This is a genomic window from Salinisphaera sp. LB1 (assembly GCF_003177035.1).
In the GTDB taxonomy this organism is placed as follows: domain Bacteria; phylum Pseudomonadota; class Gammaproteobacteria; order Nevskiales; family Salinisphaeraceae; genus Salinisphaera.
In genome coordinates, this window is sequence record NZ_CP029488.1 from 144,225 (window position 1) to 168,088 (window position 23,864).

General features: G+C 64.3%; 25 protein-coding genes and 1 other RNA gene. 18 read left to right on the forward strand and 8 right to left on the reverse strand.

Going from position 1 to position 23,864, the window contains the following annotated elements; genetic code table 11:
* Positions 1–13 precede the first annotated feature (13 nt).
* From SALB1_RS00585 to SALB1_RS00630, 10 genes are all read left to right on the forward strand, one after another.
* The gene (locus SALB1_RS00585) at positions 14–1,300 is read left to right on the forward strand and encodes an acetyl-CoA C-acetyltransferase (protein WP_109992086.1); all 1,287 of its coding nucleotides are present in this window, start codon (positions 14–16) and stop codon (positions 1,298–1,300) included.
* 148 nt (positions 1,301–1,448) lie between these two features.
* Positions 1,449–2,798 (forward strand): sodium-dependent transporter, encoded by a 1,350-nt coding sequence (locus SALB1_RS00590; protein ID WP_109992087.1) that lies wholly within the window; start codon positions 1,449–1,451, stop codon positions 2,796–2,798.
* A gap of 71 nt (positions 2,799–2,869) precedes the next feature.
* A complete protein-coding gene (gene hemH / locus SALB1_RS00595; RefSeq protein WP_109992088.1) occupies positions 2,870–3,871 on the forward strand; it encodes a ferrochelatase in 1,002 nt (333 codons plus the stop codon).
* A gap of 34 nt (positions 3,872–3,905) precedes the next feature.
* A complete protein-coding gene (sohB, locus tag SALB1_RS00600; RefSeq protein WP_109992089.1) occupies positions 3,906–4,964 on the forward strand; it encodes a protease SohB in 1,059 nt (352 codons plus the stop codon).
* 100 nt (positions 4,965–5,064) lie between these two features.
* Complete coding sequence (locus tag SALB1_RS00605; protein ID WP_109992090.1) at positions 5,065–6,474, forward strand: DegQ family serine endoprotease; 1,410 nt, start codon at positions 5,065–5,067, stop codon at positions 6,472–6,474.
* A gap of 150 nt (positions 6,475–6,624) precedes the next feature.
* Positions 6,625–6,822, forward strand: coding sequence for a hypothetical protein (locus SALB1_RS00610; RefSeq protein ID WP_109992091.1), 198 nt, complete (start codon positions 6,625–6,627; stop codon positions 6,820–6,822).
* Between the two features lie 130 nt (positions 6,823–6,952).
* The gene (locus SALB1_RS00615; protein ID WP_255414461.1) at positions 6,953–7,300 is read left to right on the forward strand and encodes a cell division protein ZapA; all 348 of its coding nucleotides are present in this window, start codon (positions 6,953–6,955) and stop codon (positions 7,298–7,300) included.
* Positions 7,301–7,359: 59 nt separating this feature from the next.
* Positions 7,360–7,541, forward strand: a non-coding RNA gene (ssrS, locus tag SALB1_RS00620) — 6S RNA.
* Between the two features lie 29 nt (positions 7,542–7,570).
* Positions 7,571–8,143: a 5-formyltetrahydrofolate cyclo-ligase gene (locus SALB1_RS00625; protein ID WP_109992092.1), complete on the forward strand. Its 573-nt coding sequence runs from the start codon at positions 7,571–7,573 to the stop codon at positions 8,141–8,143.
* A gap of 130 nt (positions 8,144–8,273) precedes the next feature.
* The gene (locus SALB1_RS00630; RefSeq protein WP_109992093.1) at positions 8,274–8,750 is read left to right on the forward strand and encodes an EVE domain-containing protein; all 477 of its coding nucleotides are present in this window, start codon (positions 8,274–8,276) and stop codon (positions 8,748–8,750) included.
* 420 nt (positions 8,751–9,170) lie between these two features.
* On the opposite strand, the gene SALB1_RS00635 is transcribed toward SALB1_RS00630, so the two are convergent.
* From SALB1_RS00635 to ilvA, 3 genes are read right to left on the reverse strand one after another with little or no spacing between them, the layout of a single operon-like run.
* Positions 9,171–10,241, reverse strand: a complete 1,071-nt coding sequence (locus SALB1_RS00635) for a glycosyltransferase family 9 protein (RefSeq protein ID WP_109992094.1) — start codon at positions 10,239–10,241, stop codon at positions 9,171–9,173.
* Between the two features lie 2 nt (positions 10,242–10,243).
* Positions 10,244–11,209 (reverse strand): cation diffusion facilitator family transporter, encoded by a 966-nt coding sequence (locus SALB1_RS00640; RefSeq protein WP_109992095.1) that lies wholly within the window; start codon positions 11,207–11,209, stop codon positions 10,244–10,246.
* Positions 11,210–11,230: 21 nt separating this feature from the next.
* Complete coding sequence (gene ilvA / locus SALB1_RS00645; protein WP_109992096.1) at positions 11,231–12,808, reverse strand: threonine ammonia-lyase, biosynthetic; 1,578 nt, start codon at positions 12,806–12,808, stop codon at positions 11,231–11,233.
* Between the two features lie 237 nt (positions 12,809–13,045).
* On the opposite strand from ilvA, the gene proC reads away from it, so the two are divergent.
* From proC to metW, 4 genes are all read left to right on the forward strand, one after another.
* Entirely contained in the window at positions 13,046–13,870 is an 825-nt protein-coding gene (gene proC, locus SALB1_RS00650; protein ID WP_109992097.1) for a pyrroline-5-carboxylate reductase, read from the forward strand.
* 272 nt (positions 13,871–14,142) lie between these two features.
* Positions 14,143–14,706, forward strand: coding sequence for a YggT family protein (locus SALB1_RS00655; protein ID WP_109992098.1), 564 nt, complete (start codon positions 14,143–14,145; stop codon positions 14,704–14,706).
* A 4-nt stretch (positions 14,707–14,710) separates the two neighbouring features.
* Positions 14,711–15,859 carry a homoserine O-acetyltransferase gene (locus SALB1_RS00660; protein ID WP_109992099.1) on the forward strand — a complete coding sequence of 383 codons (1,149 nt, stop codon included), beginning with the start codon at positions 14,711–14,713 and terminating at the stop codon, positions 15,857–15,859.
* Positions 15,856–16,491 carry a methionine biosynthesis protein MetW gene (gene metW / locus SALB1_RS00665; RefSeq protein ID WP_179950694.1) on the forward strand — a complete coding sequence of 212 codons (636 nt, stop codon included), beginning with the start codon at positions 15,856–15,858 and terminating at the stop codon, positions 16,489–16,491. The genes SALB1_RS00660 and metW overlap by 4 nt, the downstream gene beginning before the upstream one ends.
* A 91-nt stretch (positions 16,492–16,582) precedes the next feature.
* On the opposite strand, the gene SALB1_RS00670 is transcribed toward metW, so the two are convergent.
* Genes SALB1_RS00670 through SALB1_RS00685 form a run of 4 tightly spaced genes read right to left on the reverse strand, consistent with a single transcriptional unit; the run spans position 16,583 to position 20,338 of the window.
* Complete coding sequence (locus tag SALB1_RS00670) at positions 16,583–17,038, reverse strand: TerB family tellurite resistance protein (RefSeq protein ID WP_158590560.1); 456 nt, start codon at positions 17,036–17,038, stop codon at positions 16,583–16,585.
* A gap of 20 nt (positions 17,039–17,058) precedes the next feature.
* Entirely contained in the window at positions 17,059–17,700 is a 642-nt protein-coding gene (locus SALB1_RS00675; protein WP_109992101.1) for an alpha/beta hydrolase, read from the reverse strand.
* Entirely contained in the window at positions 17,700–19,601 is a 1,902-nt protein-coding gene (locus SALB1_RS00680) for a sodium:proton antiporter (protein ID WP_109992102.1), read from the reverse strand. Before SALB1_RS00680 ends, SALB1_RS00675 begins: the two co-directional genes overlap by 1 nt.
* 53 nt (positions 19,602–19,654) lie before the next feature.
* A complete protein-coding gene (locus tag SALB1_RS00685) occupies positions 19,655–20,338 on the reverse strand; it encodes a TIGR04211 family SH3 domain-containing protein (RefSeq protein WP_109992103.1) in 684 nt (227 codons plus the stop codon).
* A 143-nt stretch (positions 20,339–20,481) separates the two neighbouring features.
* On the opposite strand from SALB1_RS00685, the gene SALB1_RS00690 reads away from it, so the two are divergent.
* The 3 genes from SALB1_RS00690 (at position 20,482) to SALB1_RS00700 (ending at position 22,121) form a co-directional block, all read left to right on the forward strand.
* Positions 20,482–21,270, forward strand: coding sequence for a TatD family hydrolase (locus SALB1_RS00690; protein ID WP_109992104.1), 789 nt, complete (start codon positions 20,482–20,484; stop codon positions 21,268–21,270).
* 113 nt (positions 21,271–21,383) lie between these two features.
* Entirely contained in the window at positions 21,384–21,641 is a 258-nt protein-coding gene (locus tag SALB1_RS00695) for a YqjD family protein (RefSeq protein ID WP_109992105.1), read from the forward strand.
* Between the two features lie 9 nt (positions 21,642–21,650).
* Positions 21,651–22,121: a hypothetical protein gene (locus SALB1_RS00700; protein WP_145961205.1), complete on the forward strand. Its 471-nt coding sequence runs from the start codon at positions 21,651–21,653 to the stop codon at positions 22,119–22,121.
* Between the two features lie 54 nt (positions 22,122–22,175).
* Here the strand turns inward: SALB1_RS00700 and SALB1_RS00705 are convergent, their stop codons facing one another.
* Complete coding sequence (locus SALB1_RS00705) at positions 22,176–23,351, reverse strand: RNA-guided endonuclease TnpB family protein (RefSeq protein ID WP_109992107.1); 1,176 nt, start codon at positions 23,349–23,351, stop codon at positions 22,176–22,178.
* A 62-nt stretch (positions 23,352–23,413) separates the two neighbouring features.
* On the opposite strand from SALB1_RS00705, the gene tnpA reads away from it, so the two are divergent.
* The gene (tnpA, locus tag SALB1_RS00710) at positions 23,414–23,821 is read left to right on the forward strand and encodes an IS200/IS605 family transposase (protein WP_370453237.1); all 408 of its coding nucleotides are present in this window, start codon (positions 23,414–23,416) and stop codon (positions 23,819–23,821) included.
* Positions 23,822–23,864 lie beyond the last annotated feature (43 nt).

Below are 23,864 nucleotides of genomic sequence, written 5' to 3' on the forward strand. Positions count from 1 at the left end.
CCCCGGAGGTTCCATGGCCGAGTCCACTATGCGTCGCGTCGCCGTCGTCGGCGGCGCCCGGATCCCCTTCTGCCGTTCCAACACCGCGTATTCGCATCAATCGAACCAGGACCTGCTGACGGCGGCCTTCAAGGCACTGTCGGAGAAGTACCGGCTTGCCGGTGAACGTATCGGCGAGGTCGCGGCCGGCGCAGTGCTCAAGCACGCAAGCGACTTCAACCTCACGCGCGAAGCCGTGCTCGGCACCGACCTGGACCCGCACACTCCGGCCTTCGACGTGCAGCAGGCCTGTGGCACCAGCCTGGAAACCACGATCCTGCTCGCCAACAAGATCGCCATGGGTCAGATCGATTCGGGCATCGCCGGCGGCGCCGACACGACATCGGACGCTCCGATCGGGGTGAACGAGGAACTGCGCAGGATTCTGCTCGACATCAATCGCGCGAAGTCCGCCGGCGAACGCGCCCGGCTGTTCGCCAAACTCCGGCCGCGTCATCTGGTGCCGAACCTGCCGGGCGTGTCCGAACCGCGCACCGGCATGTCGATGGGCGAGCACTGCGAGTTGATGGCCAAGGAATGGAGGATCTCGCGGCGTGCCCAGGACGAACTGGCGCTGACCAGCCACAAGAACGCGGCGCAGGCGTATGTGGATGGCTTCTACGACGATCTGGTATTCCCGTATCTGGGCGTGGAGCGCGACAACAATCTGCGCCCGGATTCGAGCATGGAGAAGCTCTCCAAGCTACGACCGTCCTTCGACAAGGATAGCGGCACGCTGACCGCCGGCAACGCCACGCCGCTGACCGATGGTGCATCGAGCGTGCTGCTGGCCAGCGAGGAATGGGCCCAGGAACGCGGCCTGCCGATTCTGGCCTACTTCACGCCCTATGCGCGCACCGCCGCAGTCGACTACGTAGACGGCGGCGAAGGGCTGCTCATGGCGCCAACCTATGCCGTGCCGCAAATGCTCGATGCCGCCGGGCTGACGCTGCAGGACTTCGACTTCTACGAGATCCACGAAGCCTTCGCCGCCCAGGTGCTGTGCACGCTCAAGGCATGGGAGTCGAAGAAATACTGCACCGAGCGTCTCGGTCGCGACGCGCCGCTGGGCTCGATCGATCTATCGAAGCTCAACGTCAAGGGCTCCTCGCTCGGGCTGGGTCATCCGTTCGCGGCCACGGGCGGGCGCATCGTGGCCACCCTGGCCAAGATCCTGGACGACGCCGGCTCGGGGCGCGGGCTCATTTCCATTTGTGCCGCCGGCGGCCAGGGCGTGACCGCGATTCTGGAAAAACCGTAGCACCGCCCCGGACATGGCACGGGCATCGGGCCGGCGGCGCTGGCCTGATGCCCGTTTTGTCTTTAGCCTTCCCGGCATCACCCAGCGCCTGATGCCCTATGACCCCTCGTATTCGTCACCGCCCGCCGCGCGCGGCCGGGGTGCGCGCATGAGCGCGGCACCGGCACGCGGCGGCTGGGCCTCGCGCTTCGGCTTCATCATGGCGGCTGCCGGCTCGGCGATCGGGCTCGGCAATATCTGGAAGTTTCCCTACATGACCGCCTCGAACGGCGGCGGCGCCTTCCTCGTGGTCTATCTGGCCTGCGTATTCATATTCGGCATCTCGCTGCTGCTGGCCGAACTGGTGCTGGGGCGCATGGCCAAGCGCAACCCGATCGGCGCGTTCCGGCGTCTGGCCGGCGGCGCCTGGCCGGCGGTGGGCGCGTTGGGGGTGGTCACCGCGCTGGTTATTCTTTCGTTTTATGTCGTGGTGTCGGGCTGGGCCATTGCTTATTTCATCTACGCCATTGAAGGCACGCTCACGCAATCGAGCGCCGGTCAACTCAATGCCTTGTTCGGCCATCTGGTGTCGAGCCCGATCCTGCCGTTGATTTATGCGGTCATCTTCATGGCATTGACCGGCGCCGTGGTGATCGGCGGCGTGGCCGGCGGCATCGAGCGCATGGCGAAACTGTTCATGCCGCTGCTGTTCGTGATCCTGATTCTGCTGATGCTGCGCTCACTCACGCTGCCCGGTGCTTCGCGCGGGCTCGTCTTTTTCCTGCATCCGGACTGGTCGGCGATCAACGGGCATTTGATCTCCGCAGCCCTCGGCCAGGCGTTTTTCACGCTCTCGCTCGGCGTGGGCGGCATGATTACCTACGGCTCTTACATGGCCGATACGCAGGATCTCGGGCGCGACGCGCTGTCGGTGGTGGCACTCAATACGCTGGTTTCGCTGCTGGCCGGCCTGATGGTGATTCCGGCGATGATGTCGGCCGGCATTACGCCCGCCGCCGGCGGCCCGGGCACGACCTTCAAGGTGCTGCCGACGGTGTTCGCGGCCATGCCGGCCGGCAACCTGTTTGGCATCGGCTTCTTCTTTTTGCTGATACTGGCGGCGCTGACCTCGTCGGTTTCGCTGCTGGAACCCGCGGTGAGTTTCCTCTGCGACGAACACGGCATGAAGCGATCGCACGCGACACTGCTGGGTGTCCTGTTCTGTCTGATCCTGGCCGTGCCGGTATCGCTGTCGTTCGGCGCCTGGCACCACATACGGCTCTTCGGCCTGAGCATCTTCGGCGTGATGGACTATCTGACCAGCAGCCTCGCGCTACCGATCGGCAGCCTGATGACCGCGCTTTGCGTCGGCTGGGTGGTGCGCGGAGCGGCGATCGACGAATTAACCAATCACGGCCGGATCGCCGCGGGATGGGCGCCGGTATGGCTGTTTTTCATACGCTACATCGCGCCGATCGGCATCGTCTGGATTTTGATCCAGGGCGTGTTCGGTCTCTGACACCACCGCTTGCATCCAGAATTGATTACCCTAACGTATCGCCAATCCCGGACTGATAGCGAGGAACGATAATGCGCCGCGACACCCCCGCCCCGGTCGGTGTGCTGTTCACCAATCTGGGCAGCCCGGACGATACCTCGGTGCCCGCGGTCCGACGCTATCTGCGCGAGTTTCTCAGCGATCGCCGCGTGATCGATCTCAACCGGGCGCTTTGGCTGCCGATTCTGTACGGCATCATCCTGACGTTCCGGCCCCGGAAATCGGCCGAGGGCTATCGCTCGGTCTGGATGGACGAAGGCTCGCCGCTGATCGTGTACGCCCGGCGCCAGGTGGCCGGCATCCAGGCCCGCCTGGATGCGCAATTGTCGCGGCCGGTGCACGTGGCGCTCGGCATGCGCTACGGCAACCCCTCGATCGAGTCGGGCCTTGAGGAGCTGCATGCCGCCGGCTGCCGGAAGATCCTGATCCTGCCGGCCTACCCGCAGTATTCCGCGACCACGGTCGCCACGACGTTCGACAAGGTCGGCGCCGTGCTCGAGCACTGGCCGGAGCCGCCGGCGCTGCGCCAGATCAATCGCTACCACGACGACCCGGGTTATATCGCCGCACTCGCGAACTCGGTGCGCGAACACTGGGCGCAACACGGCCGCGGCGACAGGCTGGTGATCTCGTTTCACGGCATCCCCAAGCGCTACGTGAAGCAGGGCGATCCCTACCCTCGCGACTGCGGCGTCACCGCGCAGTTGCTGGCGGCAGAACTGGGCCTGTCGCGCAATCAGTACAAGGTCTGCTTTCAGTCGCGTTTCGGCCGCGAGCCGTGGCTGCAGCCGTATCTGGACGAGACCATGAAGGCCTGGGGCGCGGACCCGGACATCAACACCGTGGACGTGATCTGCCCCGGCTTCTCGGCCGATTGCCTGGAAACACTGGAAGAAATCCGCGAGGAGAACCGCGGCTACTTCGAGCAAGCCGGCGGGCAATCGTTACGGTATATTCCCGCGCTCAACGATCGCGACGAGCATATCGAGATGTTCGCGCGCGTGATTCGCGAAGAACTGGCCGGCTGGGTCTGACTTCGCTGCCTGTTATCGAACCCCGGAGCACGCTATGCACTGGCTCGCCACTTTCGGTCTGAACTACGGCCTGTTCCTGGCCAAGGCGGCCACCCTGGTCGCGGCCGTCGCCATCGTGGTGATCGTGCTGACGTCCAGCGCGATCAGCCTGCGCCGCGACCGGAATCGTCGCCTGTCCGTCGAGCGCGTCAACGATCGCCTGGATCACATGGCCGATACACTCTCCGATGCGTTGCTCAACGATGCCGAGAAAAAGGCACGCGCCAAGCAGCGCAAGAAGGAGGCCAAGCAAAAGACCAAGGCCGAAAAGCTCGGCAAGAAACACCCGCCACAGCGCCTGTTCGTGCTCGATTTCGACGGCGATATCCGGGCCTCGGCAGTCGACGGCCTGCGCGAGTCGATCAACGCCCTGCTCCAGGTCGCCGAGGCCGACGACGAAGTATTGCTGCGGCTCGAATCCGGCGGCGGCATGGTCCACAGCTATGGCCTGGCGGCCTCGCAGTTGGCACGCCTGCGCGATGCCGGCATCCGGCTGACCGTCGCGGTCGACCGCGTCGCCGCCAGCGGCGGCTACATGATGGCCTGCGTGGGCGATCGCATCGTGGCGGCGCCGTTTGCCATCATCGGCTCGATCGGCGTCGTCGCCCAGTTGCCCAATTTTCATCGCTGGTTATCGGACAAGCATGTCGATTTCGAGATGCACACCGCCGGCGATTACAAGCGCACGCTGACCGTTTTCGGCGAAAACACCGAAGCCGGCCGCGAAAAGTTTCGCCAGGAACTGGAAGACACGCACGGCCTGTTCAAGGCCTTCGTGGCCGAACATCGCCCCGGCCTGGATATCGACGCGGTGGCCACCGGAGAGCACTGGTACGCCCGCCAGGCGCTGGACAAGCGGCTGGTCGACGAAATCGCCACCAGCGACGCAGTCATGCTCGCCGCCGCCCGCGACGGGCGTGACGTGTTCACGATCGCCGTGCACGCGCCCCAGGGACTGATCGCCCGCCTGACCGGCCAGGCCAGTCGAGTGCTGGCAAAGACCCTGCACGAACAAGGCCTGATTCGCGCCGAAATCGGGCGGCGGGCGCATTGATTTGGGCCGGTTATGAAACTCCCCGGCATCTCGGCGGTCCTAGAGCCGGGGACGTAGCCGGCACCGCCGGTCGTTTGGTGACACCGACGAGTAAGGACCTATGACACAACTCGCATCTCTGCGCTATCGCGCCTTCTTTCTCCTGCTCCTAGCGCTGTTGGGCACGAGCGCTCAGGCGTCCATTCCCAGCGGCATGCTGTCCGGCAACGACCCGTCGCTGGCGCCGATGCTCCACAAGACGTTGCCGGCGGTGGTCAACGTGGTGGTGACCGGCAAGGCGCAGCAGATGCCGAACAATCCGCTGTTCAACGACCCGTTCTTCCGGAAGTTCTTCAATGCGCCGCAACAACAGCAGCTGCAACACCCGACCGCCATCGGCTCGGGGGTGATCGTCAACGCGGACAAGGGCTATATCGTGACCAACAATCACGTGGTCCGTAATGCGCAGAAGATCGAGGTCCGGCTCAAGGACAATCGGCAGTTCAAGGCCAAGATCGTCGGCACCGACCCGGCCACCGATCTGGCGGTGATCCAGATCGACGCCAAGAATCTCACCCAGCTCGAGTTCGCCGACTCCAACAAGCTCCAGGTCGGCGATTTCGTGGTTGCCGTGGGTAATCCCTTCGGCCTGCGTCAAACCGTGACCTCCGGCATCGTATCCGGCCTCGGCCGCCACATCGGCAGCCCCGAGGACGGACAGGGCAGCCGTTACCAGAACTTCATTCAGACCGATGCGTCGATCAACCCCGGCAACTCGGGCGGCGCGTTGCTCAACCTCAAGGGCCAGCTGGTCGGCATCAACAGCGAGATCCTGTCGCAGTCGGGCGGCAACATCGGCATCGGCTTCGCCATTCCGTCGAACCTGGTCAAGACCGTTTACCACCAGCTGGTCAAGTACGGCAAGGTCAAGCGCGGCATGCTCGGTGTGGTCGGCCAGAACCTGACACCGGCCCTGGCCAAGGCCTTCGGCTTGAACGTCGATCAGGGCGTGGTGATCGCTCAGGTCATGCCCGATTCCCCGGCCGCCAAGGCGGGCATCAAGCAGCGTGACGTGATCACTGCCGTAGACGGCAAGAAGATCGATAACTTCTCCGACCTGCAGAACGCCATCGGCCTGCGTTCGCCGGGCTCCAAGGTGACCATCGATCTGCTGCGCGACGGCAAGAAGATGCAGGTCCACGCCACGCTGGCCAAGGCCTCCGCGCTGACCGGCGCGGGTAACGCCACTACCGGCGGTTCGCTGAACAAGCATCTGGCCGGCGCCCAGTTCGGCCCATTGACCGACAGCAACCCGCTGTCCGGCCAGGTGCAGGGCGTCGTGGTCACCCACGTGCAGCCCGGCAGCCCCGCGGCCCAGGCGGGTCTTCAGTCGGGCGACGTGATCACGTCGGTCAACCGGCATCAGATCAGCAGCGTCTCCCAGCTGCACAAACTGGCCGGCCCGGATACCAAGCAGCTGCTGCTGCATATCCGCCGTGGCCAGGGCGCGCTGTTCCTGTTGATACAGTAGACTGCCGCAACCGGCGCCGTTGGCGCCGAGCGCGAAAAGCCCGGCTTCGGCCGGGCTTTTTGTTGCGTATCATCCGGAACGTGCCGATTTGCCGTCGTTTTGTCTGCCTCGGTCGCGTCGTTATACTTGAAGGCGTTGCAGGAGCCTGTCATGAGCCAGTTCGATCTCGCCGACTTCGAAGCGCAGGTGCATGCCCTGCTGGCCGCCTATCAGCGTTTGCAGGCGGACTACGACGCCCTGCAGGCGGCCCACGAAGCCGAGACCCAGCGCAATCGCGAGATTCGAGAGCGCTTGAATGGGGTGATCGAACGCATCCGGGCGCTCGAGGCCGAAGCCGGTAATGTGTAACCGTCGACCGCGAGCACGGACCATCGCCGGGCTTTGCGTCGCCTTACCGGCGTCACGGGATGCAAATGCACGCGATAACGGGTTTAATCGGAGAGCGACAACCTCTGAGTCCCCGATGGGGGCGTGACACATGGCACGGGCGGACATCATGGGTAGCGACAAGACACAGACCGCGCTGACGGTGCGTATCCTCGGGCGCGACTACTCGGTCAACTGCCCAGAAGGCGAACGCGAGGCGCTGCTGCGCTCGGCCGAACACGTGTCCAAGCGCATGAGCGCGATCCAGCGTCAGGGCAAGACCCTGGGCTCGGAGCGGATTGCCATCATGGCCGCACTCAACATCGCCCGCGACCTGCTCGACCTGCAGCGCCAGGTCGAGCGACGCGACGCGGGCCTTGCCGATAGCGACGAGGAGATGACGGAGCGCCTGTCGCAGCTCCAGCTGCGGATTGAGTCGGCGCTCGATTCCTCGGGGTGACAGCATGACCGGTCTTGCGTTTGTCACGGCCCCGGACCGGGGGTACCATGTGGCTACCGGCATTCCTGCGGTGTTCGACGGTCTCCCGGTTCCCCTTGAGCCTAATTACCTAACCAGGGGTGGGAACCGGCGCAGGTGAGTATGCCCGCCTTGCTGCGGGAAACCTAATGCGTCGCGGAACGCCCCACTTGAGCGCTTGTCTCAAGGATAGTGGACGACTGACGGCACGTGCGGGAATGTCGGTCCCTCTTCTTCTTCGCTCGCCTGCCCATGGCCCGAATCGCCGATCAGCGCAAGACCGCTTTATCCGCCCGCCGGAGATTGAGCGCCGTTGACCGTCGACGCGCCTCGCGTGCGGCCTGCCGGCGGCTGGCCCGTCTGCCGGCCGTGCAGCGCGCGCACCGGATCGGCCTGTACTGGCCGCTGGCCAGCGAAATCGACCCTCGCCCCCTGATTCCCCTGCTCGGCCAGTCGCCGCCGGTGGTCTGCTATCCGCGCGTGGTCGGCGATGTCCTGCGGTTCGTGCCGATACGCTCGGCGCGAGCCTGGCGTCGTTCCGAGCTCGGCGTCTGCGAACCCGGCGGCTGGAGCCGCCCCGTGAACGCGCTCGACGTACTGGTCATGCCCCTGGCCGGTTTCGATACCAACGCCCATCGCATCGGTCTCGGCGGCGGCTTCTACGATCGCACGCTGGCCCCGGTCCGGGATCGAGCCTATCGCAGCCCGACGCGCATCGGCCTCGCCTTCGAATGCCAGCGGCTCGACGCCGTCGAACCCCAGCCATGGGATGTCGAACTAGCCGCTGTGGTAACCGAAAACCGCGTGTACCGCAGACGTCCGTAACGGTCGCCGGCGCCATGCATGGACAAAGCCGCCGGGCGCCGGCTCAATGGTGCCGCACCCCAACCGGCATCGCACGCCCTCGCGCGCCATGCGTAGAATCGACTGAATCGCACTCACGACAAGGACACTCATGCGCTACTGGCTGATGAAATCCGAACCCGACGAATTCAGCATCGAGGACCTGAAGAACCGTCCCCGGCAGACCGAAGGTTGGGACGGCGTGCGCAATTATCAGGCGCGCAACTTCATGCGCGATGACATGCGCGAGGGCGACCTGGCTTTTTTCTATCACTCGAACACGAAGGTGCCCGGGGTTGTCGGCATCATGCGTATCTCGCGCGAAGGCTATCCGGACGATACCGCCTTCGACCCGAAGGATCCGCATTACGACCCGAAATCCGATCCGGACAAGCCGCGCTGGTACCGGGTGGACGTCACCTACGAGCGCGAACTGGACCGCGTGATTCCGCTGTCCGAAATCAAGGACCACGCCGACGAGCTCGAGGGCCTGCCGCTGGTGCGTAAAGGCAACCGGCTGTCGGTGATGCCGATCGACAAGAAACACTGGGACTTCATTCTCGGCATGGAGCATGCCGGCGAGGAATAGCGACCCGGCACGGCTGCGTATGCCCAGGGATTGCGAAGTCCACAAGGATTCACGCAAGCGACTGGCGTATGGCACTGCAGTGACGTAGGTGGATTAGGTGGTTGCACCGTAATCCGACAACCGGACCTCGGACCCGCGGATTGGGCGTCGGATTACGCGCTGCGCGCTAATCCGACCTACCGGCAAGGCATTGTTTTTAAATTCGGCAGGCGGAATAAGGGGTTGTCTACCTCCTCTTTTGAGCAAGCAAAAGAAGGGACGCGCACGGCAGTGCGAAAGCAGAGCCCAACTCATCTCGTGGTTCAATATTTTGGCTGCCGAAACCGCCCATTCGCGCTTGGAAAACTCGCGAGTTCGATGCAATTTGGCGTTTCGCGGTACAGCGTGTTGGATGTCGGCGCCGACAAGCGAATACATCGGCTACGGGCGCCCCATCACCTCATCGATCCGCGCCGTAACCGCCGCAACCGGAATCAATCCCATCACCCCGGTATCGTCCTCGATCCGTGCGCCCCACTTCACCGCATCCGGCGTGCTGTTGCGATAGCGTGACGCGGCCTGGGCGAAATAGTCCACGCACAGGTCGCGCGACCGGTACGCTCCGCTGCGACGCGGATCGGTCGCGGCATGCAGGCTGATGGTGGCGATGTCGGTGGCATTCGCCATATGCGCCGGCCCGGAATCGGGGGTTAGCAGGATTCGACCGCGCTCGAACAGTGCCAGCAGTTGCTTGAGACTGGTTTGCCCGATGCGATCGGTCGCCGGCTCGCGCATGGCGGCCATGATCGCTTCGCCCATGGCGTGTTCTGCTTGGCTCGGCCCGCCCACCAGCACGCAACGCATCCCGTGAGCCCGTATCGCATGATCGGCCGCCGCCGCATAGTGATCGGTCGCCCAGTTGCGCATGATATGGCTCGAACACGGGCTGATGAACAGGATCGGGCGGGAATCGCGCGCCGCATCCAGCAAACCGCCGGCATGTGCGCGGTCGGCATCGGCGATCGGCACCCGCCAGTCGAACACGGGTTGATCGGCGCCGATGGCCGCGGCAAAGGCCAGAAAGCCATCCACCACATGGCGGCTGGCCACTGGCGGAATACGTTCGCGAACGAACAGGCGCTGACCGTCGCGTGCTCGCCGTTTATCGAAACCAATACGTCGCGCGGCCGAGACCAGTAGGCTGATCCGGTTGGCCCGCCAACTGGCGTGCATGTTCAACAGGGCATCGAAGCGGCGACCAGCCAGTTGGCGCTTGAGTTCGTCGATCGCCGAGCGCCCGCCGCGCTTGTCATAGACCAGGCACTCGACGCCCGGCAGATCGGCCACCAGCTTCGCCTCGGTCCGGTTGATCACCCAGCAAATCTCGATGTCGGGACGGGCCGCTTGCAGCGTATGCACCACCGGCACAACGTTGGCGCAGTCACCGAGCGCAGACAGCCGCAGAATACAGACGCGACGCGGCACCTGCGCTGGCAGAGCTCGATCGGGCATGGTCAGTCGCCGACTTCTTCCTTTTGGGTGTCCGCCTCGTCCGCGTGCGACGGCGGCTTGTCCGCTTCGTGCTCAGCCTCGATAAAGATGCGTTTCACCGTGGGGCACTCGGTCTTGATCCGGCGATCCATGTCGGCGATGGCGTCCTGAAGCGCTTCCCCGGACAGGCCCGGCTTGAAGCGCAGGCTGATATTGGCGAGCACATATTCGGGCCCGATATGCATGGTCGGCACTTCGTTGACCCGGACCACCGCCGGATGTCGGCTCACGATGTCCTCGATCTGCTGCACCACGTACTGGTTGGCGGACTCGCCGATCAACAAGCCCTTGGTCTCGACCGCCAGCCACACCGAGGAAAACGCGAGGATGCCGCCGATACCGATCGAGGCAAGGCCATCGAAGATTTCGATCCCGGTAAACTGCACCAACGCCAGCCCCGCGCCGGCCAGCAGCAGGCCCGCAATCGCCGCCGTATCCTCGAACAACACCAGAAACTTGTTCGGATCCTTGCCGCGGCGAACCGCCTCGAGCACGCCCCAGCTGCCCTTCACGCGCCGGAACTCCTTGGCCGCGATCGACCAGCTCGTGCCCTCGAACAGCACGGCCAGACCCAGCACGCCGTAATTGATCAATGGATGATCGATCGCATGCGGATGCATGACCTTCTCGACGCCTTCATAGATCGAGATACCGGCGCCGAGCGTGAACAGCAGCACCGCGACCATGAAGCTCCAGAAATAGATCTCCTTGCCATAACCGAACGGATACTTGGCGTCGGGCGGCTTCTTCGCCCGCCCCATCCCGTAGAGCAACAACGCCTGATTGCCCGTATCGATGACCGAGTGAATGCCTTCGGCCAGCATCGCTGTACTGCCGCTGAAGATCGAGGCGACGAACTTGCTGATCGCGATCAGCAGATTCCCGGTCAGGGCCGCCAGAACCACCGTCTTCGAATTGGATTCGGACATCGATCCGTCTCGACGAGCGCCTTAACCGGCCTGCAGAAACCGTTGATAGACCGGGTTGTCGGTTTCCTCGGCGTAATCGTAGCCGATGGCATCGAGCGCGGCACGACAGTCGGCCCGCTCCTCGGGCGCGACCTGAATCCCCAGCAATACCAGGCCGTGCGCATGCCCATGGTTGCGATAATGGAATAACGAGATGTTCCAGCGATCGCCCATCGCCTCGAGAAAGCGCAGCAGTGCGCCCGGGCGCTCCGGGAACTCGACCCGGAACAACACTTCCGAGCCGGCGCCGGCCGCGCGCCCGCCGACCATGTGCCGCACGTGCAGCTTGGCCATTTCGTTGCGCGACATGTCCAGCACGTCGTAGCCGGCGCTTCGGAGCGTATCGATCAGGGCATCGCGTTCGGCGATACCGTTGCTGAGCTTGATGCCGGCAAAGATCTGGGCGCGCGTGTCGTCGGCGTAGCGATAACCGAACTCGGTAATCGAGCGATCGCCGACGGTACGGCAGAACTGCAGGAATGCGCCGGGCTGTTCCGGCATGGTCACCGCCAGCAATGCTTCGCGCTGCTCGCCGAGCTCGGCGCGCTCGGCGATATAGGACAGCCGATCGAAATTGACGTTCGCGCCCGAGGTGATGGCGACCAGATCCTCGTTCTCGATTCCGGTCTCGGCCGCGTATTTCTTCGCCCCGGCCACCGCCAGCACCCCGGCCGGCTCGGTCAGTGCACGCGTGTCCTCGTAGACGTCGCGGATGGCCGCGCACATCTCGTCGATCGACACAGTCATCATCGCATCCACGTGCCGCTGACAGACGCGGAATGTTTCCTCGCCCACCTTCTTCACCGCGACGCCGTCGGCGAACAGCCCGACCTCGTCGAGCGTCACGCGCTCGCCGGCGGCCAGTGACGCGCCCATGCTGGCCGCATCCTCGGGCTCCACGCCGATCACACGAATGTCCGGGCGCACGCTCTTGATGTAGGCCGCCACGCCGGCCAGCATGCCGCCGCCACCGACGCAGACGAACACGGCATGAATCGGCTGCGGGTGCTGGCGCACGATCTCCATGCCGATGGTGCCCTGTCCGGCGATCACGTAGGGATCGTCATACGGATGGATATAGACCAGGCCATCGCGTTCCATGATCTCGGCAGCATGAGCCGCGGCTTCGTCGTAGCCATCGCCGTGGAGCACGATCTCGCCGCCGAAGCCGGCCACCGCGCTCACCTTGATCTGCGGTGTGGTCCGGGGCATGACAATCACCGCGCGAATACCGAGATTGCGCCCGGCCAGCGCCACACCCTGGGCATGATTGCCGGCCGACGCACAGATCACGCCACGGGCTTTTTCTTCGTCGGTCAGGTGCGAGATCTTGTTGTAGGCACCGCGCAGCTTGAACGAATGCACGGGCTGCAGATCCTCGCGCTTCAAGAACAGCCGGTTGCCGATGCGCTGACTCAGTTGCGCAGCTTCCACCAGCGGCGTCTCGATCGCCACATCGTAGACTCGCGCCGCATTGATTCGCTTGAGATACTCGGCATCACCGACATCGACGGCCGGGGCCGACCCGCCGAGGGCGGTCTGTTTGAGGCTGCTGTTCATGGCGCACACGGCTTTGAAAAACGCCTCATGCTAAACCTTTGGCGCGGCCGCGACCACGACCGCTCGCCCGCACACCGATGCTTGGCGTATCATGCCCGCCATTTAGGCGGTCGAATCCAGCCCGGCGGGATCGGCAAGTGCTCGATGCGGACGCATGGCTACCCGGCCGCCCCGCGATGGTCGATCACCCGACTCGCGGCGGGTTCGATCCCGCGTTGTCACAATGCGAGAGGCAGAATGCAGAACATCGTATTCATCGGCGGCGGCAACATGACGACCAGTCTGGTCAGCGGGTTGCGCAACGCGGGCTGGCCCGGTGACGCCATTACCGTGGTCGATCACAACGCCGACAAGCGCGAACACCTGGCCGAGCAGTATCGCGTGAACACCGCCGCGCAGGCGCAGGCGTCGCATCTGGCCGCCGCGGATGCGGTCGTGCTGGCCGTGAAACCGCAGGGCATGGCGAATACGGCACGCGCCCTCACCCCGCTGCTCGGCACGGCCCGCCCGTTGATTCTGTCGATTGCGGCCGGCATCCCGCTGTCGGCGCTGCGCCAGTGGCTGGGCGCAGATTTCGCCTATGTGCGCTGCATGCCGAACACCCCGTCGCTGCTCGGGGTGGGCGCGACCGGCCTGTATGCCGATGCCACCGTGACGGACGAACAACGCCAGCTCGCCGACGACATGATGGCCACCGCGGGCGTCAATGCCTGGGTCGACGATGAATCGCTCATTGATGCGGTGATCGCGACCTCGGGCAGCGGCCCGGCTTATTTCTTCGCCTTCATGGAGGCGATGATCGCCGGTGCAACCGAACTCGGCCTGGACGAGACCGCCGCACGCGAACTCGTGCTCCAGACCGCACTCGGTGCGGCCCGCATGGCTACCGAGTCCGGCGACGACCCGGCCACCCTGCGGACCAAGGTGACCTCCAAGGGGGGCACCACCGCCGCCGCGCTCAACCACCTCGAAGCCGGCGATCTCGACCAACTCGTAGCCGGCGCCATGCGGGCGGCTTCCGACCGCGCCGCCGAACTCGCCCGCGACCTGTCCGACGGTTAGGGTCTGTTGATGTTTTGTACGAGCGCCGCGTTGGTGTCCGCAAATCGTGTCCGGCAAGGCGCGAGTTGCCGCGTCGTGGCGTCCCACGATCCAGACTCGCAACGCCGCAGGGCACTATTTGCGGCCCAACCCGGAGGGACAAGCGCTGTTTTGCGGCAATACAGCGTTGTAGCTCCCTCGCGTAGGATGACTACGCCACGCTCGCTACGCCTCGTCTTGCCGCAAAACAGTGCTTGGCGCGGACTCGTACTAAACAACAACAGACCCTATTCATGATCGATAACACCAACAACGCCCTGCTGTTTCTCGTCGATACGGTGTTGTCGCTGTACATCATCGTGGTTTTGCTGCGGGTGATCCTGCAGTTGGTGCATGCCGATTTCCGCAATCCGATCTCCCAGTTCGTCTGGCAGACCACGCGCATGCCGGTGAACGTGTTGCGTCACGCGATTCCGCGCTGGCGTAACTGGGACCTGCCGGCGCTGGTGTTCGGCCTGATCCTGTCCTATATCCTGATCCAGATCGATCTGGCACTCGGCGCCCCCGGTTTCGGCCCGCAACTGCTGCCCTCACTGGCGTGGGCGATTCTCAAAATGGCCACGCTGGTCTGCAATCTGTATTTCTTCACGATCCTGATCCAGGCGCTGATGAGCTGGATCTCGCCGAATCAGTTCAGCCCGGCCACCGCCATTCTGTTCTCCATCAACGAGCCGCTGCTGCGGCCGGTGCGCGGCGTGATTCCCAGCATCGGCGGCCTCGACCTGTCGCCGCTGGTGGTGATCATCGCGCTGGAAGTGGTCTCGCGCCTGCTGCCGCTGCCGGGGCTGTTCCGTTAGCGCGATGGCGATGGAATCTCCCGCCCACTCGATCGGAATCGTCGAGCCGCAGACGCTGCACATCGACGAACCGCTGGCCCTGGACTGCGGCAAGCAGCTGAGCGAATTCGATCTGGTGTACGAGACCTACGGCACGCTCAATGCGGAGCGTTCCAACGCGGTGCTGATCTGCCACGCGTTGTCCGGCAACCACCATGCCGCCGGCTATCATAGCGAGGCCGACGCCAAACCGGGCTGGTGGAACAAATGCATCGGCCCCGGGAAGATGATCGACACCAATCGCTTCTTCGTGGTCTCGCCGGCCAATCTCGGCTGCTACAACGGCTCCACCGGCCCGGGCAGCATCAATCCCGAAACCGGACGCCATTACGGCCCGGATTTCCCGGTGGTGACGGTCAGCGACTGGGTCCGCTCCCAGAACCTGTTGCGCGCCCATCTCGGGATCGAGCGCTGGGCGGCGGCGGTCGGCGGCAGTCTCGGCGGCATGCAGGTGATGCAATGGGCCATCGATTATCCGGACCGGTTGGCGCACGCGGTGGTCATCGCCTCGGCGCCAAAACTCTCGGCCCAGAACATCGCCTTCAACGAGATCGCCCGCCAGGCCATCGTCACCGACCCCGAGTTCCACGCCGGGCGTTACTATGAAAAAGGCGTGGTGCCGCGCCGCGGCCTGATGCTCGCCCGTATGCTCGGCCACATCACCTATCTGTCGGATGACGCCATGCGCGCCAAGTTCGGCCGCGACCTGCGCGCCGGGCGTATCAATTACGGCTTCGATGTCGAGTTCCAGGTCGAGTCGTATCTGCGTCATCAGGGCGAATCGTTCGTCACCCGCTTCGATGCCAACACTTATCTGCTGATGACCAAGGCGCTGGATTACTTCGACCCGGCCCATACCACCGGCGGGCGCCTGGCCGAGGCATTCGAGCCGGCTACGGCGCGTTTTCTGGTCATCTCGTTCACCTCCGACTGGCGCTTCGCGCCGGCGCGCTCGCGCGAGATCGTCGACGCCCTGGTCGACGCCGGCAAGCAGGTCGCCTATGCCGAGGTCGAATCCGATCTCGGCCACGACGATTTCCTGCTCACGATGCCGCACTACATGAACACGATGAAGGCCTACATGAGCCGCGTGGCCGCCGAGGTGGGCGCATGAACACGCTGAGCACGCCGACGCGGGACGGCCTGCGGGCCGACCTAGCCCTCATCTCGGACTGGATCGCCCCCGGCACGCGCGTGCTCGACCTCGGCTGTGGCAACGGTGCCCTGCTCGCCCATCTCGAAGCGACGAAGAACGTGCGCGGTTATGGTCTAGAAATCGACCCGGACAATGTCATCGCTTGTGTCGCGGCGGGCGTGAACGTGCTTCAGCTCGATCTGGATGCCGGGCTAAGCCAGTTCGAGGACGACAGCTTCGATTATGTCGTGATGAGCTCGGCGATCCAGGAAGTCCAGCAGCCGCATGTGCTCATCGACGAAATGCTGCGCATCGGCCGCGACTCGATCCTGACGTTCCCCAACTTCGCGCACTGGCGCATGCGGCTGAGCCTGGCCTGGCACGGCGTGATGCCGTCATCGCGCGCTTTGCCCAATCGCTGGTACAACACGCCGAACATCCATCTGTGCACGGTGCGCGATTTCGAGCAGCTGTGTGCGACCAAGCGGGTGGAGATCGTGCGCCGGCATTTCGTCAATCATGCCCACCGCGCCCATGCGGCGATGCGCCTCGCCCCCAACCTGCTCGGCGAGATCGCGCTGTATCAACTGCACGCAAGCGGACTGCCGTAACGGCCCGCGCGTCGCGGGGCGTGATCACCCGCGGGCCCGGCCAAGGCCGCGCCCTGTTCCGCGGCGTAGCGCGCCCATGCGCCCAGGCGGGTCAGATCGACTCGCCGGTGACCGTGAACTTGGCTTTCAGAAACTGCTCGTGCGGTAGATACATCAATTCCGCCAGATCCCGCAGCAGATGCTCCTCGTTCGCGTCGAGCTCGTTGTCGGCATAGGCCACACGCCAGAGCATCTCGAGCACTTCACGCTTTTCCTGCACATCGAGGCCCTGATTGAGGGTCCTGAGGTACTCGTACAGCGACACCGAGGCACGCGCTTTCGGCGCCGCTGCGGCGATCAACTCCTCGACTTCGCCGTCCGCCAGGCCGAAATGCGTTTTCAGCTGCAGACGAATCTCGTCGTATTCGGCCGGCTTATGGTTGTTGTCGGCGTGCGCCATTTCAAGCAGCAATACCGCGGCGGCAATCTGCTGGGCGCGCTGCGGATCGCGCGCGCCGCCATCCGCGGCGGGCTGGATGGCTTCCTTGAGTCGATCGAACAATCCCATCACATTCATTCCTCTGCCGATCACCGGTGGGCCCAGAAGGCTTCGACGCGCTTGCGCAGGTCACTCAGGCGACCATGCAGGAAATGCCCCGCGCCTTCCATGATCTGGACATCGACCGCCGGCTCGAGTTTCTCCACCGCCGTGATCGAGGCTTGCACGTCGATCACTTCATCCTGATCGCCGAACAGGGCCAGCCAGTCGCAGTCGGGGCGCGGCAGCCCGTCATCGAAATAAGCTACCGGCAAACCAATGGTCAACAGGCTCGGCGTGCCGTCGGCCGCGGCCACACGAAGCGCGGCCGCGGAACCGAAGGAAAAACCCGCCAGGCCGGCCAGGGGCAGGCCGGAGTTGTCGCCGGCCCAGTCGCGCACGGCGCGCAGGTCGTCCTGCTCGCCGCGGCCGGCATCGTAGCGGCCTTCGCTGCGCCCGGTGTCACGAAAATTGAACCGCAGCGTGGCGAAACCCGCTTCGCGCGCGCCGCGGGCGGTCATGTAGACCACCTTGTTGTCCTTGGTGCCGCCCTGCTGCGGGTGCGGATGGGCGACGACGATGAAACCGCGCGGCTCATGCCTCGGCAGCTCGACGTCGACCTCGAGTGCGCCGTCCGGGCCCTCGATGAACCCGCTCGCGCTGTCCTGGTCCGGCCAATTGAGACTGCTCATCAAGACTCCTTGTCCTGTTCCTCGGATGCCCCGTCGCCGTTCGACGCCGAACGCGCGCTTGCGGCCTCAGCGCGTTCGGCGCGGGCCCGGCGCCGATCCTCGTCGGTGCGCTTGGGGGCATAGTAAATGATGGTATCGCCGATATCCGGCCGCGTGCCGCCGGCGGCGGGCGACAGCAGCAGCGTCCGGTCATCGTGCAACACAGCGATGGGAATGGCTTCCGGCGGCCGGTCGCGCTTGAGATCCTCGTAACCATAATTCTCGGTGAGCCGGGTCTTGTAGAACTGCCAGCTCTGAAAATGATGACGCCAGAGTTCTTCATACTGGGCCGACTCGTCGAACGCCGGCCGGCCCCGCAGCGGACGGGCCACGACCTTGGCGTCGTTGTTCTCGTCGGCCGCATACATCGGCAGCTGGAACACGCGATCGTGTTCCAGACTGTTGGAGAAATGCGAGCAGACCAGGGCGTTATAAGCATCGTTGCTGGTCGCCGCCAGCATGCAGGCGATCTCGTTGAGCTCCAGCGACTGCTGAATGGTCTCCGAGAGCACTTCGCCGTACAGCACGCGCACGCCGGCCAGGCGTGCGGTACGCAGCCGATGCCAGGACGAATCCACCAGCAGCACCTGAACGTGCAGCTCGTTCGACAACGCGCGCGCCAACTCGGTCGACCACGGCGACGCACCGACAATGAGCACGCCGTTGGGTTCGACCGACAACCGCAGCCAGCGCGCCAGCCGGCCCAGCGAGAAACCGTGCAGGATCACCGACGCGAACACGATGGCGAAGATCAGCGGCAGCAACTCCTGCGCACCGCCATAGCCGGCCTGGATCAGCGTGGGTGCGAACACGCCGGCCACGGCGGCGGCTACGATGCCGCGCGGTGCAATCCAGCCCACCAGCAGGCGATCGCGCCATTCCATGTTGGTGAAGGTCGTGGCCAGCCACACCGCCACCGGACGCGCCACGAACAACACCACGGCCACCAGGGCCGCGGCATGCCAGTCCAGATGCCGCAGCACCTTGGGATCGAGGTCGGCCGTCAGCACGATGAACACCGACGAGACCAGCAGAATGGTGACGTATTCCTTGAACCGACGCAGTTCCGCCATGCCGGCGATGCTCATGTTGCCCATGACCATGCCCATGACGGTGACCGCGAGCAGCCCGGCCTCGGCGAAGATCTCGCTGGCCAGACCGTAGATCACCAGCACGCAGGCAACGGTCAGCGGCGCCTTGAGATATTCCGGCACCCAGACGTGGTTGAACGCCCAGCCCAGCAGCCAGCCGACACCACCGCCGAGCGCCAGCGAAATCAGAATCGCCAGGCCCAGCTCCACGACGACCTGCGTACCACCGCCCGGATAGGCCCCGGCGAACACGAAATACTGGAACACCAGCACCGCGAGCAGCGCGCCGATCGGGTCGTTGATGATCCCTTCCCACTTCAGATACGACGCCGTGCGGCGGTTGAGCCCCGCCTGGCGCAGCATGGGAATGATCACCGTCGGGCCGGTGACGATCAGGATTGCGCCGAACAGCAGCGACACCGGCAAGCTGAGATCGCCGATGAAATAGGCCGCGACCGAGTACAGCCCCCAGGCGAACATCGAGCCAAGCGTGACCAGACGGCGCACGCCCGAGGCCGCTTCCTTGAACTCGTGCAGCCGCAGCGACAGGCCGCCCTCGAACAGGATCACCGCCACCGCCAGCCCCACGATGGGCGACAGCACCGGGCCGATATCCTCGGATGGATTCATCCATCCGAGCACCGGCCCGGCGATCACGCCGGAGACCAGGAACAGCACGATCGCCGGCATGCGCAGCCACCAGGCGAGCCACTGCGAGAACACGCCCAGTGCGATGATCGAAATCAACAACAGCGAAAGATGGTGTGCCATCGCGTCAGGCTGATTTCAGATGAACAGCGCGGGACGGCTGCGTCCGGGCCGCCTCAGAGCGAATCCCAATTGCCTTTGCGACGGCGCCGGAACAGCGGCAGCAGCAGGCCCAGCAGGACGCCGCCAAACAGGATCAGCGCGCCGATCTTCATACCGTCACGGCGCGACTGCAACGCCTGATTCTGGTGCTTGAGCCGATCCACGTCCGCGCGCAGGCTCATCAGTTGTTTGCGGTACTTTTCGTTTTCCTTGCCGATGCGGATCGCGTCGGCGGATGTCTCGCGGATGTTCTGCAACTTCGATTTGAGCTTCTTGTTCTGGGCGACCAGATTCCGCTTGAGCTCGCCCAGCTTGTCCGAGCCGTGCAGCGCCTGCGACAGCTCCTTCTTGAGATCGGCATTGTCCGACTTCAGCTTGCTGACCTGTTGCTTGAGGCTGGCCAACTGCTCGCGTGCGGCCGGCTGATCGGACAGGAAACGGGTCAGTACGTAACCGGTCTGGCCCGACGACGTGCGCACGTGCGTCCAGCCGCCGGAAGACGAGCCCAGCGTATCGAGCTTGTCGCCGGCATCCAGCAACTTCTCGATCCGATACTTCGTACCCGGCCCGCTGCGCATGTTGATCGACAACTGATCGCTCACATACTGCGTCGCAGCACTGGCCGTGACTGCGTACAACAGGGTCATTGCGATCAGGACGGCGCCGAATCCACGCATCCGCGCGTATCGATAGCCCATTGAATCCCTCGAATTGATGTTGGCGGGTTCCGGTCGCCCCGTGCCGGCGATGCAAAAGTGTAGCAAAGCCCGGGCCACGGCCCGGTCATACTTGCCAGCCGCGCTACACTACGGCGCTCGTTTCCCCGATCGGCAATGCGCTCATGGCTCTGATCGACATCGGCGCCAATCTGGCCCACGACAGCTTTGACGACGACCGCGACAGCGTGATCGCGCGTGCCGCCGAGGCCGGCGTCACACGGTTCGTGGTAACCGGCAGCGATCTCGCCAGCAGCCAGGGCGCCATCGATATCGCCCGGGCCCACCCGGGGCGCGGCTTCGCCACGGCCGGTCTGCATCCGCATCACGCCAGCGACTGGAGCGACGAACTGGCCGGGCTCATGCGCCGCGCGGCGGCCGCTGGCGAGATCGTGGCGATCGGCGAGACCGGCCTGGATTATTTTCGCGACATCAGCCCGCGCGACGTGCAAATGCGCGTCTTCGCCGCGCAGCTCGCGATCGCCGTCGAACACGACATGCCGGTGTTTCTGCATCAGCGCGACGCCCACGCCGACTTCATCGCCATACTGCGCGAATACCTGCCGCATCTGCCACGGGCCGTGGTCCACTGCTTCACCGATGGCCCGGATGTGCTCGCCGATTATCTGGCCGCGGATCTGCATGTCGGCATCACCGGCTGGATCTGCGACGAACGCCGCGGCGCCGATCTGTACGCCGCGGCGGCCGACATTCCCGACGATCGGTTAATGATCGAAACGGACTGCCCCTATCTCATGCCGCGCACGATCCGCCCGAAGCCGAAAAGCCGGCGTAACGAGCCGGCCTATCTGCCGTGGGTCCGCGACAGCGTGGCAACCGCCCGCGGCGTCGCCCCGGATCACATCGAGCGCATCACCACCGCCAACGCAGCGCGTTTCTTCGCCCTCGCCTGACTCGGCAGGTCCGGCGGCCGGCCGGCCCCTCGGGGATACAACGTATGGCGCTGCCCGGATCGGACCGTTATGCTGACAATTCCCATACGGCTGTGACATGACAGGATTGGCCAATGAGCGAAACTGACGCCCTCAAGAAAGATATGGAGGCCCTGCGCAAGGACCTGCGTGAGCTGGCCGAAACCGTGCGCACCAGCGGTGAAAAACGTTACCAGGAAGGCCTTGACCAGGCCCGCCATGGCTACGAGGACCTGCGCCGCGAAGCCAGCAAGCGCAGCAAGGAAGTCGGCGCCGAAATCGAAGCCCGCCCCTTCACCAGCATATTCGCCGCCTTCGGTATCGGTCTGGTGCTGGGCAAGCTGCTCCGCTAGGCGCCGACGTTGAGCCTCAAGCGCAAGATAGCGGCTGCCGTGTCGCTGCACATGCTGGCCTGGCTGGCCATGCTGATCGCGCTGGCCGGCATCGTGTTTCTCGCCCTGGGCGTGTTCTGGCTGATCGCCCCGCCGCTGGGCCCGGGCATCGCGGCCCTGGTGGTCGGCGGTGGCCTGCTCGGCTTGATCCTGGTGATCACGCTGTTCGGGCTGCTTATTGCCAGGGCACGCCGCAGGACGAAGGCGGCGGCAGTCCAACGTAGTCCGGATAGCCGGATCGAGGAGGAGCTGCGTCCCGTCATCGGCGACCGGGCAACGGCATGGGCCAAGGCCAACCCAGGCATCACCATGGTCGGGGCCCTGTCGGCCGGGGTCGTGCTGGCGGCCAGCCCGGGCATGCGCCGAGTGATCTACGACGCCGCCCGGCCAGTGATCACCCGCAAGGTGATGCAAGTGATGCAAGACCTGGTGGATGGCTAGCGTGACTGCTCCCCGCCCTAGCGCTGACGCGCCACGGGCGAGGCTTCCCACTTCTCAGGCAGCAGCCGGCGCCATGCCGGACTTACGCAAGCCTCCATGGGCAGAGACGGACAGCCCTTCCGCCTTCAACTTCACTATGCCTTGATGCTTGATGTTCAGCGCCGCGTTGATGTCACGATCGTGCTGTGTGTGGCAGGCGGGACACGCCCACGACCGGACGCTCAACGGCATGGCGCTCATCTTATAGTGACAGACATGGCAGGTCTTGGAGCTGGCAAACCACGGGTCGATCTTGACCAGGTGCTTGCCCTGTTCCTTGGCCTTGTAGTCCAGCTTGGCGGTCAAGGCATACCACGATGCATCGCCGATGTGCTTGGCGAGCTTGGCATTCTTCATCATATTCTTGACCTTCAGCGTCTCGACGATCACCGCTTGGTTGTCGTCAATGATCTGTCGAGAGAGCTTGTGCTGGAAGTCTTTGCGGGCATTCGCTGCCCGCTCGTGAGCCTTGGCGACGAGCAAGCGTGCCTTGGCTCGATTGGCACTGCCCTTCTTGGTACGGGACAGCGCCTGTTGTTTGCGCTTGAGGTTCTTCTGCGCCTGCTTGAGGAATCGCGGATTGGCAATCTTGCGGCCGGTGGAGTCAATGGCGAGGTGAGAGAGGCCCACGTCGAGGCCGACGACACCGTCAGCGTCTACCTCCTTCAACGGCGCGGGCGCAGCCTGTTCTGTCTCGTATAGCAGCGAGGCGTAGTGCTTGCCGGTGACGGTGCGCGACAGCGTGATGCTTTTGAGCTTGCCGTCAACAGGCCGGTGTACCTTGGCCTTGATCGGCCCGAGCTTGGGCACCTTGATCCAGCTATCGCCGGCCTTGACGCCGACGCAGTGGGTGCTGGATTGCTTGCCCCGCTTGCTCTTGAAGCGCGGGTAGCCCACTTTTTGCCTGGGATCGAAGAAGCGTTGGAAGGCTTGGTCGAGATTGATACACGACTGCTGGAGCGCCATGGCGTCCGCCTCTTTCAGCCAGCCATACTTGCGGGACTTCTTGGCCACCGGCAGCAGCTTCTTGATGTCGTGCCTGGCACTCAACGAGTGACCGTGGCGCTTGTAGCGATGGGACATGATGCGAAGGCCGGTGTTGTAGCAGAAACGCACCGCGCCGAACTGGCGGTTCAGAAACGCCGCCTGCTCGGTCATGGGGTAGATGCGTACCTTCGAGGCCTTCAGCATTTCAGTGTTCCTTGCTACTCTAGGCATAAATTATAGCCTGCGAGATGTAAACGCAAGTGAGTGTGCAGGTCGATTATCGACGAGGACGACACAGCGTAACGCGACTGGTTGTTCACCTTGTCTTCACGACGAAATATCGGCGCAAGGTGTTCGACGGATACATGATCGAGCAGTTACGCGAAGCGTTTGGGTCTGCTTGCGATAAGCTGGATTGCCGCATCCTTGAGTTCGAAGGTGAAGAAGATCATGTCCACTTACTCGTGGAATATCCGCCGAAGCTGTCGATCAGCGTGCTTGTCAACAACTTGAAGTCCACGTCGTCTCGACGGGTGAGGTTCTTGAATACCCACATTCCGCGCCTCAGCAAGAGCGCCGCACTGTGGTCGAGATCGTATTTCGCGTGTAGCGCAGGCGGCGCCACCATCGAGACGCTCAAGGCTTATGTGCAGGAGCAGAAGACACCACAATAAGGCCGCTTGTGCGGCCCCGCTTACCTCCCCGCCCGAGTGGGCG

Excerpts from the sequence above, each read along its gene's own strand:
- SALB1_RS00585 (WP_109992086.1), top strand. The coding sequence starts at position 14 with ATGGCCGAGTCCACTATGCGTCGCGTCGCCGTCGTCGGCGGCGCCCGG.
- SALB1_RS00590 (WP_109992087.1), top strand. The coding sequence starts at position 1,449 with ATGAGCGCGGCACCGGCACGCGGCGGCTGGGCCTCGCGCTTCGGCTTC.
- hemH (WP_109992088.1), top strand. The coding sequence starts at position 2,870 with ATGCGCCGCGACACCCCCGCCCCGGTCGGTGTGCTGTTCACCAATCTG.
- sohB (WP_109992089.1), top strand. The coding sequence starts at position 3,906 with ATGCACTGGCTCGCCACTTTCGGTCTGAACTACGGCCTGTTCCTGGCC.
- SALB1_RS00605 (WP_109992090.1), top strand. The coding sequence starts at position 5,065 with ATGACACAACTCGCATCTCTGCGCTATCGCGCCTTCTTTCTCCTGCTC.
- SALB1_RS00610 (WP_109992091.1), top strand. The coding sequence starts at position 6,625 with ATGAGCCAGTTCGATCTCGCCGACTTCGAAGCGCAGGTGCATGCCCTG.
- SALB1_RS00615 (WP_255414461.1), top strand. The coding sequence starts at position 6,953 with ATGGCACGGGCGGACATCATGGGTAGCGACAAGACACAGACCGCGCTG.
- SALB1_RS00625 (WP_109992092.1), top strand. The coding sequence starts at position 7,571 with ATGGCCCGAATCGCCGATCAGCGCAAGACCGCTTTATCCGCCCGCCGG.
- SALB1_RS00630 (WP_109992093.1), top strand. The coding sequence starts at position 8,274 with ATGCGCTACTGGCTGATGAAATCCGAACCCGACGAATTCAGCATCGAG.
- SALB1_RS00635 (WP_109992094.1), bottom strand. The coding sequence starts at position 10,241 with ATGCCCGATCGAGCTCTGCCAGCGCAGGTGCCGCGTCGCGTCTGTATT.
- SALB1_RS00640 (WP_109992095.1), bottom strand. The coding sequence starts at position 11,209 with ATGTCCGAATCCAATTCGAAGACGGTGGTTCTGGCGGCCCTGACCGGG.
- ilvA (WP_109992096.1), bottom strand. The coding sequence starts at position 12,808 with ATGAACAGCAGCCTCAAACAGACCGCCCTCGGCGGGTCGGCCCCGGCC.
- proC (WP_109992097.1), top strand. The coding sequence starts at position 13,046 with ATGCAGAACATCGTATTCATCGGCGGCGGCAACATGACGACCAGTCTG.
- SALB1_RS00655 (WP_109992098.1), top strand. The coding sequence starts at position 14,143 with ATGATCGATAACACCAACAACGCCCTGCTGTTTCTCGTCGATACGGTG.
- SALB1_RS00660 (WP_109992099.1), top strand. The coding sequence starts at position 14,711 with ATGGCGATGGAATCTCCCGCCCACTCGATCGGAATCGTCGAGCCGCAG.
- metW (WP_179950694.1), top strand. The coding sequence starts at position 15,856 with ATGAACACGCTGAGCACGCCGACGCGGGACGGCCTGCGGGCCGACCTA.
- SALB1_RS00670 (WP_158590560.1), bottom strand. The coding sequence starts at position 17,038 with ATGGGATTGTTCGATCGACTCAAGGAAGCCATCCAGCCCGCCGCGGAT.
- SALB1_RS00675 (WP_109992101.1), bottom strand. The coding sequence starts at position 17,700 with ATGAGCAGTCTCAATTGGCCGGACCAGGACAGCGCGAGCGGGTTCATC.
- SALB1_RS00680 (WP_109992102.1), bottom strand. The coding sequence starts at position 19,601 with ATGGCACACCATCTTTCGCTGTTGTTGATTTCGATCATCGCACTGGGC.
- SALB1_RS00685 (WP_109992103.1), bottom strand. The coding sequence starts at position 20,338 with ATGGGCTATCGATACGCGCGGATGCGTGGATTCGGCGCCGTCCTGATC.
- SALB1_RS00690 (WP_109992104.1), top strand. The coding sequence starts at position 20,482 with ATGGCTCTGATCGACATCGGCGCCAATCTGGCCCACGACAGCTTTGAC.
- SALB1_RS00695 (WP_109992105.1), top strand. The coding sequence starts at position 21,384 with ATGAGCGAAACTGACGCCCTCAAGAAAGATATGGAGGCCCTGCGCAAG.
- SALB1_RS00705 (WP_109992107.1), bottom strand. The coding sequence starts at position 23,351 with ATGCTGAAGGCCTCGAAGGTACGCATCTACCCCATGACCGAGCAGGCG.